A 12083-nucleotide genomic window follows, 5' to 3' on the forward strand; every position below is an offset into this window, starting at 1 on the left:
GCCCTGCTGGATGAGGCCGCCAAGCGCTGCGCCCAGATTGCCACCCAGCACGCCGCCGCTCCCGCTATCGCCGCTGGCACCGCCGGTGCCGGACTGGCTGCCGGCCAACCTGCCAAGGCCGCCCAAGAGATCGCCGAGGCCGCCGCCATTGGCGCCGAAGAGGCCCTTGCCCATCTCGCGCAATTTTGCGTAGGCCGCATCCGGATTGTCCAGCACGCCGGCCATGTCGGGATAGATGCGCGGCTCCGACCAGGAGCCGTCGATCATCACGGGAATGCCGAAGCCGATCGGATCGGAAGTCCGGCCCTGGCCTTCGGTCGTCATCACCAGCTTGGGCTCGACCCGAAAACCGAGCATCTTGGTGCCGAGGTCGATGGTGCCGGTCCCGGTCACCTTGACCAGCGGGCCGATCAGGTTGAGGTCGGTGGTGGTGGCCTGGCCGCGGTCGATCCGGAACGAGGCCGACAGCTGCGACAGGTCGGTGGCCTGGTCCGGCTGCTGCTGCCAGCCCGACAGCGGGCTCGAGGTCAGCGAGCGGATCATCTGGGCGACATTGACGCCCTTGATGGCGCCGTCCTGGAAATTGATGAAGGCGGTGCCGGCGAGGCTCGACATGATGGCGCGCTGGCTCGCGCCTTGCGACTTGGCCGCGATCTTGGCCTGCATCTTGCCGTCGATCTTGTCGAATTCCGCAAGACTTTGCAGCAGCGGCAGCGCGCGGATGCCGACCAGGTCGCAATGCATCGCATAGCTCGGGATGCCGCTGGAGGCATCGACGATGAGCTCGCCGCTGGCCTGGCCGCCATAGGCCCCGAGATTGGAGACCGCGGCCTTCAGCACGCCGGCGGCGAGCGTGGCGTCGATCTCGGCGGCTGCGAAATGCGCGTCCGCGATCTCGAGCTGGGCTGCCGACAGCCGGACCTGGGCGTCGACATAGTTCAGCCCGGTGAGGTTGAGCGGCGCGTTGCTCCAAGGCTGCGAGCCCGAAGACTGAGAACCCGAAGGCTGCGAACCCGAAGGCTGCGCACCCGAACTGGTCGCGCCGGTCGGGTTTTTGGCCATGGCGACGGCGAGATGCTGCAGGTCGAGATCGACCTTGACCAGCGGCTTGCTGACCAGATCGACCGAGGCCCAGCCGGTGAAGGCGCCATTGTCGAGCCGGCCGGAGACGCCGTTGATCATCACCACCGAGCCGTTCATCCGCACCTCGGCGGTGCCGGTCAGCGGCGAGCGCAACAGTCCGGGGGCTTCCAGCGTGAGCTCGACCGGCACGGTCTTGCGCTCGGCGGCCGGCGCGGTGGTCTTGATCTCGAATGTGAGCGGATCGCCGCCGGCGCGCGCGGTGCCGGTGAGGCGGACCTCGCGATCGGCGCCGATCACCGCGTCCGCATTGACGGCCTCGATCCGGTTCTCAACCCGGTCGCGCGGATTGGAGAACACGATGCTGCCATTGGTCACCCTGATGCGGTCGATCGTCACCGTATCGCTCGCATTGGTGTGGGCGGCCGTCTTGGCCGGCGGCACGACGGCGCGGTTGCGTTCGCGCAGCAGCGGCACGTACAGCACCGGCTTGTCGATGACGAGTTCGCTGATCTCAGGATGGCCCGACCACGCGCTCGACAGGGTCATGCCGGCCTGCAGGCTGGCGATGGTGACGCGGTCGGTGGTGTCGCGGTCCTTCGGGTCCTGCAGCGTGATGTCGCTCAAGGTTACGTTGAGGCTCGGCCACAGGCTGAGCCTGGTGGTGCCGGCGATCGCCAGATGGTAGCCGGTCTCGCGCTCGACCCGGTCCTGGATCGCCGATGTCAGCAAGCCCGACGGCACGCCCACGATCATCACGAGCGCGAGGAGGACGATGATGGCCGCGACAGCGGCGCTGACGAGTTTTACCAACTTCATGTCGACGTTCCCGGGCCAACGGCATCATGTCCGGCGCGCGCAGGCTGGCCGCCGAACCGGTGGATCGAGCTTATCCCGGAAGCGGGACGTCACTCAAAGGGCTCGAAAATAATTGGGAGACCTGTAAAGTTATGTGACTTATGACACACTTGTTGCCACGCGGTCTTCGGCGGTTTTTTCCTGGGCCATTTGACATTTGAAGGTATTGCAATGAGCAAACAGGCCGAATTTGCGGTCATCTTGAAGATGAATCCGATGTTCGCGGATCTGGGCGCCGACGAACTGCAGCGGCTCTCAAATCTTTGTCACACCGTGCATCTGGCAACCGGCGAGATGCTGTTTCAGAAGGGCGATGCCGGCGACGCATTGTTCGGGGTCCGCCGCGGCCAGATCCGGATCGAGACCGGCACCGCAGATGGCAGCCGGCTGACACTGAATTTCATGGGGCCGGGCGATCTGTTCGGCGAGGTCGCGGTGCTCGACGGCCAGAGCCGTACCGCGGATGCAACCGCGGGCGAGCCGAGCGAACTGTTCGTGCTGCGGCGGGAGGATTTTCTCGGCTTCCTCGAACGCGAGCCGAAGGTCGCGATCAAGATCATCATGCTGTTGTGCCAGCGCATCCGTTGGCAGAGTGAGCGGATGGAAGAATCGATGCTGCAGCCGTTGGCGGTGCGGTTGGCGCGGCGGCTGTGCGCACTGGGCGCGGATTTCGGCTCCGAAGTCCATATCTCGCAGGAGCAGCTCGGGATCTTCGTCGGCGCCGCGCGCGAAAGCGTCAACCGTCAGCTGCAGGCATGGCGCAAGGACGGTGTTCTGGACCTGCAGCGCGGCCGCATTCTGCTGCAGAATATGGCGCGGCTGACCGAAATCGCGCGCAACGAGTAGCCGAGGGGCGGGCCCAGGACGCGGCGCATTGTCGCGCCCGCCGTGCTCGCCGCCCTCCGATGCGCATCGAACGGGCAGAATCTGGAGGCGTAACGGGCGGAACGAGCGGGGAAATCGTCTTTTCTGCGCCATCGGGATGGCGCCTTTTATCGGGCTGGAACGCTTCTAAAATCTTCCCATTTGCGACATCGTTTTTCGAGATTTGGGACATGAACGTTTTTTAATGTGCATGAACAAGATGTCCGGCAGTTGTGACGCGCCGTCACCTCGCTCGCCATGCGGGCGCAGGAGGGGACTCGTCTGCCTGCCGCCAACAGCGAGTTTGTGTATCCATGGTGTCACTTGCGTACCCGGTCATGGTGCGACGCGCGGAAAGCTCGTCCGAATGTTGGCGCAAGCCGTTTGAACGGGTGCTGGACGGCGTGGAGACAGGCTGGACGATTCCGCTGCTGCTGATCGGCTTCGTCGCGGTGTGGGTGGCGTTCCTGTGCATCGCCTATGCGGACGGCGATCTGCATCAGGACGTGCTGGAAACATGGTCGCTGGGGCGCAGCTTCGCGTGGGGCTACTCAAAACATCCGCCGCTGATGGGATGGGTCGCACGGTCATGGACGACCGTGTTCCCGCTGACCAACTGGTCGTTCGCGCTGATGGCCATGGTCAATTCGGCCTTCGCGCTGTGGATGGTCGACCTGATCACGCGGCATTTTGTGAAGGGCGACAAGCGTGCGCTGGTGCTGCTGCTGCTGATGCTGCTGCCGATCTACCAGTTTCACGCCCAGCGATTCAATGCCAACACGGTGCTGCTGCCGACCTGGCCGTTGGCCACCTACTGCTTCCTGCGCTCGTTCGAAAGCGGGGCCTTCGGCTGGGCGGTCGCCGCCGGCGCGACCGCGGCACTGGCGATGCTGGGCAAATATTATTCGGTGTTCCTGATCGTCAGCTTCGCTGTCGCCGCGCTCTGCCATCCGCAACGCCGGACCTATTTCGCCTCGTGGACGCCGTGGGTTTCCGCCGCCACCGGTTTTGCCGCGCTGCTGCCGCACATGGTCTGGCTGGCGACGACGGGCGCGAAGCCGTTTGCCTACGCCCTGGACCGGCACGCCGGCAAGGCGCTCGACCCCTCGCTCTGGGAGGCGCTGCAGTTCGTGGTGGGTATCGCGCTGGTGGTCGCCGTACCGGCTGCGATCTGCGCCGCGATCGCGGGCGACCGCCTCAAGGCGCGGCGCGCGACGATCCGGGCGATCAATCCGCGCGCGATGCAGCCCGGCCTGTTGCTGCTGCTATATATCAGCATCGGGACCGTCATATTTCCGGCGCTCACCGCCATCGTGTTCGGCACCGACATGCCGCTGCTCTGGGCGCTGCAGGGGCTGTTCCTGTTCGTCATCCTGATCGTCTGCAGCATGAATTTTCCGATCCCGCGCTTCCACTCGGTCAACGTGGCGGCCGCGGCCTTCGTGATGGCCTTGCTCGCGGTCTTCGTGGCGGCGCCGGCGCATGCGCTATATCGGAACTACTATCCGCTGCACGAGGGACGCAATTTCTACCAGCTCGCCGCAACCGAATTGACTGGGCAGTGGCATGCCCAGTCCGACGAGCCGCTTCCGGCGGCCGGCGGCGACGAAGGCCTGGCGTTCGCACTGGCCTTCTACAGCCCGGACCATCCCATCTTCGACGAGCGCCTGGTCCATCCGCATACCCTGGAGCTGCCGGCGGAAGCCACCTTCGAGCATGGCTTCGTGGCGCTGTGCTATATCGAGGACAAGGATTGCGTGAACTCGACCGAAAATGTCGCGGCGCGCGCCTCGCGGTTCGTCCGATCCGAATTCGCCGTGCAATCGACGCTGTGGGGACTGCCCGGCGCCAGCCAGCGCTTTGTGGCCTTCATTGTGCCGCCTCCGTCGGTCGACAGGTCGATCCGGCCGGCGCCGAGCCAGCCCGGCATCGCGAGCCAGCCCGGCATCGCGGAAGACGCCAATGGGGCGCGGGGCGTCCGCCCGCGATGGGATTAGAAGGTCGCACGGCGGAACAAGCCCTTTCCGCGTCGTGCACCGCTATCTTGCGCCGATCAGTTGACCGCGGTGGCGCCACCAATAGAGTGCGGCGGCGCTTCGCTTCGGACAAGATGTCGAACAGGTCACACCGCAACGCCGGTCATATCGGCATGAACCGGTTGCGGAAGAACGGATTGTCCCATTCTTCCGCCCGCGCCATTGCCGCGCCGAGTTCGGCGCCCACCTCGCACATCATCGCGGTCGGCGACTGCCTGGAGACGCTGCGCCGCATCCCCTCGGCCTCGATCCAGCTCGTGATCTGCGATCCACCCTACAACATCAATGTCGCCGCCTGGGACGATCTCGCGCACTATGTCGACTGGGCCGGCCAATGGCTGCGCGAGGCCGAGCGCGTGCTGAGGCCGACCGGCAATCTCGTGATCTTCGGCGGCCTGCAGTATCAAGGCGAGGTGGGCTCCGGCGACCTGCTCAGCCTGCTCGGCTGGATGCGGCAGCACAGCCGGATGCTGCTCGCCAATCTGATCATCTGGAATTATCCGAATGGCATGGGCGCGCAACGCTTCTTCGCCAACCGGCATGAGGAGATCGCCTGGTTCGCCAGGACCCCGAAATACTATTTCGACCTCGACGCGGTGCGGACCAAGCTCGATCCGCGCACGCTCGCGACCTACAAGCGCGACAAGCGGCTCAACGCGGACAATCTCGACAAGGGCATCAATCCCACCAATGTCTGGAAGATTCCTCGGCTCAATGGCAATTCGAAGGAGCGCGTCGGGCATCCGACGCAGAAGCCGAAGCAATTGATCGAACGCATCGTGCGCGCGCTGTCCTTTCCGGAATCGACGGTGCTGGATGTCTTTGCCGGCAGTGGCGTCACCAGCCGCGTCGCGATCGAGACCCGCCGGCATTCCATCTCGGCGGATCTGGATCCGATTTTCCCTAGCTACCTCAGGCGTCATCTCGACCAGATCGACGGCCGCGGACTGTCGCCGGCGGATTATCTCTTGATCGAGGATCAGGACTGGTCGGCCCATCCTGCGTTGCGTGGCTAGTTTCCGCCTCTCATTCCGCTGCGGCGGGCGGCATTTGCGCCGGCGGTGCATGGACCGGCGGCTTGGTATGATCGCCCGTCGCATCCTGATCGGCGTCGTCGGAGGGTACCACGAGCTTGCGGCCGAAACGCCAGAACAGCGAGCCGACATCGTCCATCATCATGAACATCGCCGGCACGAATACCAGCGACAGCACGGTAGAAAATACCAGGCCGCCGATCACAGCCAACGCCATCGGCGAGCGGAACTCGCCGCCGGCGCCGACCGCCAGCGCGCTCGGCATCATGCCGGCCGCCATTGCGATGGTCGTCATGACGATCGGACGGGCGCGCTTCATGCCGGCGTCGATGATGGCCTCGTGGCGTGGCCTGCCGGCTCGGACCGATTCGATCGCGAATTCCACCAGCATGATGGCGTTCTTGGTCACGATGCCCATCAGCATCAGGATGCCGATCCAGACCGGCGTGGTGAGTTGTTTGCCGGTCAACAGCAGGGCGACGATCGCGCCGCCGATCGAGAGCGGTAGCGAGAACAGGATGGTGATCGGCTGCAGGAAGGTGCCGAACAACAACACCAGCACCGCATAGACCATCATCAGGCCGCCGGTGATCGCGGTGGCAAAGCCGTCGGACAATTCGTTGAGGCTTTCGGCGTCGCCCGAGGGGCTCACCTTGACGCCCTTCGGCAGGCTCTTCATGACCGGCAGGTCGTTGATCTTCTTGGTGGCGTCACCGAGCGCAGCGGAGCCGACGAGGTCGGCCGCCACGGTTGCCTGCCGTTCGCGATCATAGCGATTGATGCTGGTCGGGCCCTGATCGAGCTTGATGTCGGCGACCACCGAAAGCGGCACGCCGCCCTTCTCGCCGTGCTCGCCAAGCGGCACCCTGAGCTGGTCCAGCGTGCGCAGATCGGCGCGAGCGGAATCCTCGAGCTGGACGCGGATCGGCACCAGCCGGTCGCCGGCGTCGAACTTGGCGAGCGCGGGGCCGACGTCGCCGATGGTAGCGACGCGGACGGTCTGCGACAGGCTTTCGGTGGAGACGCCGAGCCGCGCCGCCAGGTCGGCTCGCGGCAGGATGCGAAGCTCGGGCCGTTCCAGCGCGGTTTCCGAGATCACGTCGGAAATGATCGGAATCCGCTTCATCTGCGTCGCCAGCTCCTCGGCGACGTTGTTGACGATGTTGCTGTCGATACCGGTGACGACCAGCGAGATCGCGCGCAGGCCGTTCTCGTCGAGGAACCAGAAGCGGATGTCGGGGACGTTTTCGAGCTCCCGGGAGATTTCGAGCTCAAGCTCACGCTGGGTGATGCTGCGGCTGCCCTTCGGCGAGTAGTTGATGATCAGCGCGGCGCGGCGCACTTCCTGTATCCCCGGCGGAACCCGGCCGCCGTCGACGAACACACTCCTGACCTCGGGGTGCTTGCGCAGGCGTGCGACGATGTCCTCGGTCACCTTCTCGGTGTAGGAGAGCTCTGACCCCGGCGGCAGCTCCATCGCCAGCAGCGAGCGCGCGGTGTCCTGCGCCGGCAGGAAGCCCTGCGGCAGCAGCGTGATGCTCCAGATCGAGGCCGCGAAGACGCCGAACCCGATCAGCACGGTGATGAGGTGATGCTTCACCGACCAGGTGACGACCTTGTGGTAGGTGTTCAGGATGCGGCCGGGCGGCGGGTCGTCATGGGCGTGATGCTTGAGGAAATAGGCCGCTAGCATCGGTGTGACGAAGCGCGCCGCAAGCAGCGAGAAGAACACCTGCACCGAAACCGTGATGCCGAACTGCTTGAAGAACTGTCCGGCGATACCCGACATGAAGCTCGCGGGCGCGAAGATCGCGATGATGGTGAGACTGATCGCGATCACGGCGAGCCCGATCTCGTCGGCCGCCTCCAGCGCCGCGCGATAGGGCGATTTGCCCATCCGCATGTGGCGGACGATGTTCTCGATCTCAACGATGGCGTCGTCGACCAGAATGCCCGTCGACAGCGTGATCGCGAGAAAGGAGACCAGGTTCAGCGAGAAGCCCAGCAGGTCCATTGCCCAGAACGCCGGGAAGATCGACAGCGGCAATGAGATCGCGGCGATCAGCGTGGCGCGGATGTCGCGCAGGAACAACAAGACGATGACGACGGCGAGGATGGCGCCTTCGAACAAGGTCGAAATCGCGGCCTCGTAATTGCCGTTGGTGAATTTCACCGAGGTGTCGATCAGCTTCAGGTCGACGTCGGGATAGGCGACCTTCAGCGCGTCGATGCGCTTCTGGACCGCGGCAGCGACCACCACGTCGCTGGCGCCCTTGGAGCGCTTGATGCCAAGCGCCACCACCGGCTCTCCGTTGAAGCGGGCGAAGGTCCGGCGGTCGGCAATGGTGTCGGTGACGGTGCCCAGGTCGTCGAGCCGCACCTCGCCGCCGCCGAACAGCGGGATCATGGTGCCGGCGAGATCGTTCAGCGTCTTGGCGCTGGCCAGCGTGCGGATGGCCTGGTCGTTCTTGCCGATTTCGGCCCGGCCGCCGGCGAGATCGACATTGGTGCCGCGCAGGCTCTGGCTGACATTGACGGCGGTCAGGCCTGCGGCCTGCAGCCGGTCCGGATCGAGCGAGACCAGGATCTCGCGCTCGACACCGCCGATGCGCTCGACCTGGGCGACGCCGCGCACGCCCTGCAGCGCGCGCTTGACCACGTCGTCGACGAAGTAGGACAATTGCTCGGGCGTCTTGCCGGGCGAGATCGCGGCATAAGTGACGATCGGCAGGCCGATCACGTCGACCCGCTGGATCAGCGGCTCGGTGACGTTCTGCGGCAGGTTGGAGCGCACGCGGGTGACGGCGTCTTTGACGTCGTTGAGCGCGCGGTCGGTGTTGGTCTCGAGCGCGAACTGGATCGTGGTCAGTGACAGCCCGTCGGTGATCGACGATGAAATGTGCCGAACGCCCTCGACGCCCGATACGCCGTCCTCGATGGTCTTGGTGACCTGTGACTCCAATTCGGCCGGAGCGGCGCCGAATTGCGAGACGGCCACCGAGATCACGGGGATGTCGGCCGATGGCAGCCGGGTTACCGCCAGCTTGGTGAAGCTGATCCAACCCAGGATCAAAAGGATGATCGAGAAGACGACGGATGGAAGCGGGTTCCGGATCGACCATGCCGAGATATTGAGTGCCATCAGCGCTCCCGTCGATCGAGTTCGTCGGCGAACATGGTCGTGACCCGATCGCCGTCGTGCAGCGAGCTGCCGGCGTCGGCCACGACGATTTCGCCGACATCGAGACCTTCAAGGATTTCAGTGGAATTATCCGACACCAGCCCGATTCTGACCTTGCGCGTCTCGACCGTGTTGCCCTTAACCACCTGCACGGTGAGATGATCGATGGCGGTCTGCGGAATGGCGACGCCGCAGCTGCGCTTGGCGTCGATATCGGCGCGGGCGAACATGCCGATCTTCAGCGTGGGATTGTTGGTCAGCGAAATCCGCACATGGCCGAGCTGCGTGGAGCGATCGATCTCCGGCGAGACCAGCCTGACGCGTCCGATCAGGTCGGGCGCGTTGTCGCGCGAGATGCGCGCGGTGACACCCGGATTGAGTTTCGGCAGATGGACGCTCGGCACTTCGGCGTCCAGCTCGACCTCGTTGTTGACGGCAATCCGGAACATCGGACCCGCCTGCGGTGAGGCCGGGGCGCCGACGATCGTCCTGACCTCGGTGACGAGGCCGGCGGCCGGCGCGCGCAGCGACACCGGGCCAGTCCTGGCCTGTTGCTGCGGCGCGCCGGGCTGCTGCGGCGGCGCGGTCAGCCGTGCCAGCTCCTGATTGTCGGTGACCGTGTCGCCTTCGTGCACGAACAGGTCGGTAACCTTGGAGCCTTCCTGGTCAACGCCGGCCACCGCCTCACGGCGCGGCACGATATGTCCGGTGACGCGAACCAGATCGGAGAAGCAGGCGTTGATGGATTTCGTGACGACGACGAGCGCCTGGACCGGCGTGTCCTTTTCCTCAGGCTCCGGGCGATGCTCGTACCAGTAATAGCCCCCGGCGAGAACCGCAAAGAACACCACGCCGAGCACGCGCTTGAGGTTTTCGGAAAGCGGCATCGGCGGGTCAACTCACTGGATCGTCGGGGGTGGCCGCGATGCGGCGGTTGCGGCGCACCCTGGCCAAACACAAACGTGCGTCCCGCGGTAACCGCGCGACGCATTTCTCCCTGGAACTCTCCGTCGAACCGTGAACCGCAGCACGCGCTTGCTTGACCGGTTACTTCGACGCTGTGGTCTTGTTTTCCATGTTCACGACCTGCACCCGGCGATTGACTTCCGCCAAAGGCTGGCTTGGGTCCTTCAGCTTGCTCTTGCCGTATCCGACGGTCACGAGGTCGGCCGCAGCGATGTGGTAATTGTCCATCAGGTAGCGCTTGATCGAGTCGGCGCGCCGCTCGGACAGCTCCTGATTGTAGCCGTCGCCGCCGGCGGCGTCGGTGTGACCGGCAACGATGAAGGTCGAGCCTTTCAGCTCAGCGTTGGTCAGCGCGCGGCCGAGCGCCTGAACCGACGGCAGCGATTTCTGGCTGATGTCCGCGGAATTGTATTCGAAGGTGATTTCGAGATCGATGTTCGGCTTGTTCTGGGCGATGGTCGCGATTTCCTCGCGTTCGGTACTGGACAGCGAGCGGGTGGTCCGGCCGCGGACGGAGGTGATGACCTTGGTCTCTGCCGCGGCTGCCACCGGATCGGCCGCTTCCTGCGGCCCGATCGACAGGCCCCTGGTCAGCGGCTTCTTCGGCGACGCGAGCGCGCGCACGATCTGATCTTCGGTGACGTTGGTATCGCCCGCCTGTGCCGCTCCCGCCCATGAAAAAAGTCCGGCCCCAATGGTCGCGATCGACAGGATCGCGGTGAGAATGCTCTTTCCGGAAATAGTCATTGCCAGTCCCTCCTGCGCGCAGCCCGCGCGACTTCAAATGAACGCCCACCAGGCCGCGTTAAAATACGGCGCGGCCGCAAGACCTTAATGCGCAAGTCTTTTTATTCATCCGTCCCTGAATATCTCTGTCTCCAGCGCCTGCCCACGGGTTCGAAGGCGTCCGCCCTTCCCTCCAAAAAATTCTCAACGGACCCCGTAACTCTCGAATTCCTGAATGATATTCGGATCCATGGCCTTGGCATTGGCTATATCCAATTGGCCTTCGGAAATCGAGCCATTCCGTTGCTTGGCAAGACCGCGCCCGTAAAGCGATGAGGTCAGCCGTGGGTTGATCTTGAGCGCCGCGTCAAAATCGGTCATGGCGTTCTTCGTCATCCCGGCCTTCAGGTTCACGAGGCCCCGGCTGTCGAGCGCATCGACGAAGTTCGGCCGGAGCCGAAGCGCTTCGTTGCAATCCTTCAGGGCCGACTGCAGGTCGCCGACGACGGCCCGCGTCCAGCAACGGTTGTTGAGCGCCTCGACGTCCTTGGGGTTCAGCCTGATGGTGTCGTCGAAATCCTTGATCGCCAGGCTATACGCCCCCTTGGTGGCATAGACCTGTCCGCGCCGGTACAGCGCGTTGGCGTCGTCGGGATTGCTTGCCAGTTTGTCGGTCAGGCTCTTGATCGTGGGATCGTCGGCGAGCGCAAGCTTCACGTCTGGCTGCTCCGGCGGTGGGTTCACCGGCACCTCCACCGGGGGTGGCGGCGGAGGCGGCGGCAATATGCTGGCCAGCGGCGTTGGCGTGGAGGACGGCGTGATCGCTGGCGGCGGGGGTGGAGGAGGGGCTGGCAGCGACGCTATCGCGGTCGGCGGACGGCCGCCTCCCGCGCCCGGAATGAAGGAGAAGTCCTCGGCGAGCGAGGACGAAATCCACGGCACCTGTTCGCCGCGCGAGGCGCGCGTGACCCCGACGCGGGTGCGATTGAGCGTCTCCTCGGCCATCAGGTCGGGAACGCGGATCTCCTTCAGCAGCTCCTGCACGAACAGGCTGTGATCGCCGCCATTGTCTGATATCACCGATGACAGCGCCGCCGAATACATCACCAACGTACCGTTCGGCGCGATCACCGGCGACAGCCCGGCCGAGAAGCTGCGGAACCGGCGTTCGAACGGATTGCGGCGGGAAGCATCGATCAGGGCGATCTTCACCCCGGCGCCGCGGTTGTTGATTTCGCCCAACACGGTCTCCAGGCTGAGGCCGTCCTTGCGTACATCGGACTCCGTCCAGATCTGCGCGTCGATCGGAATCATGTAGGTCTGACGGTTGGCCTGGAT

General features: G+C 64.7%; 8 protein-coding genes. 3 read left to right on the plus strand and 5 right to left on the minus strand.

The window, feature by feature from the left end; genetic code table 11:
• A partial coding sequence (locus WCB02_RS27835) for an AsmA family protein (protein ID WP_423962969.1) occupies nucleotides 1-1899 on the minus strand: 1899 nt, incomplete at its 3' end.
• 210 nt (nucleotides 1900-2109) lie between these two features.
• On the opposite strand from WCB02_RS27835, the gene WCB02_RS27840 reads away from it, so the two are divergent.
• The 3 genes from WCB02_RS27840 (at nucleotide 2110) to WCB02_RS27850 (ending at nucleotide 5854) form a co-directional block, all read left to right on the plus strand.
• On the plus strand, nucleotides 2110-2784 hold the full coding sequence (locus WCB02_RS27840) for a Crp/Fnr family transcriptional regulator (protein ID WP_423962970.1): 675 nt from the start codon (nucleotides 2110-2112) through the stop codon (nucleotides 2782-2784).
• Between the two features lie 332 nt (nucleotides 2785-3116).
• A complete protein-coding gene (locus WCB02_RS27845; RefSeq protein ID WP_423962971.1) occupies nucleotides 3117-4799 on the plus strand; it encodes a glycosyltransferase family 39 protein in 1683 nt (560 codons plus the stop codon).
• Nucleotides 4800-4975: 176 nt separating this feature from the next.
• Nucleotides 4976-5854 (plus strand): DNA-methyltransferase, encoded by an 879-nt coding sequence (locus WCB02_RS27850; protein WP_423962972.1) that lies wholly within the window; start codon nucleotides 4976-4978, stop codon nucleotides 5852-5854.
• A 10-nt stretch (nucleotides 5855-5864) separates the two neighbouring features.
• Here WCB02_RS27850 and WCB02_RS27855 read toward each other — a convergent pair whose 3' ends face one another.
• From WCB02_RS27855 to WCB02_RS27870, 4 genes are all read right to left on the minus strand, one after another.
• Entirely contained in the window at nucleotides 5865-9014 is a 3150-nt protein-coding gene (locus WCB02_RS27855; protein WP_423962973.1) for an efflux RND transporter permease subunit, read from the minus strand.
• Complete coding sequence (locus WCB02_RS27860) at nucleotides 9014-9940, minus strand: efflux RND transporter periplasmic adaptor subunit (protein ID WP_423962974.1); 927 nt, start codon at nucleotides 9938-9940, stop codon at nucleotides 9014-9016. Before WCB02_RS27860 ends, WCB02_RS27855 begins: the two co-directional genes overlap by 1 nt.
• 160 nt (nucleotides 9941-10100) lie before the next feature.
• Nucleotides 10101-10766 carry an OmpA family protein gene (locus WCB02_RS27865; RefSeq protein WP_423962975.1) on the minus strand — a complete coding sequence of 222 codons (666 nt, stop codon included), beginning with the start codon at nucleotides 10764-10766 and terminating at the stop codon, nucleotides 10101-10103.
• 183 nt (nucleotides 10767-10949) lie between these two features.
• The coding region (locus tag WCB02_RS27870; protein WP_423962976.1) for a caspase family protein at nucleotides 10950-12083 on the minus strand (1134 nt) is incomplete at its 5' end.

Source organism: Bradyrhizobium sp., assembly GCF_049581145.1.
GTDB lineage: Bacteria > Pseudomonadota > Alphaproteobacteria > Rhizobiales > Xanthobacteraceae > Bradyrhizobium.

Bases quoted from the DNA above. Each gene is read 5' to 3' on its own strand.
- WCB02_RS27840 (WP_423962970.1), top strand. From the start codon at position 2,110: ATGAGCAAACAGGCCGAATTTGCGGTCATCTTGAAGATGAATCCGATG.
- WCB02_RS27845 (WP_423962971.1), top strand. From the start codon at position 3,117: ATGGTGTCACTTGCGTACCCGGTCATGGTGCGACGCGCGGAAAGCTCG.
- WCB02_RS27855 (WP_423962973.1), bottom strand. From the start codon at position 9,014: ATGGCACTCAATATCTCGGCATGGTCGATCCGGAACCCGCTTCCATCC.
- WCB02_RS27860 (WP_423962974.1), bottom strand. From the start codon at position 9,940: ATGCCGCTTTCCGAAAACCTCAAGCGCGTGCTCGGCGTGGTGTTCTTT.
- WCB02_RS27865 (WP_423962975.1), bottom strand. From the start codon at position 10,766: ATGACTATTTCCGGAAAGAGCATTCTCACCGCGATCCTGTCGATCGCG.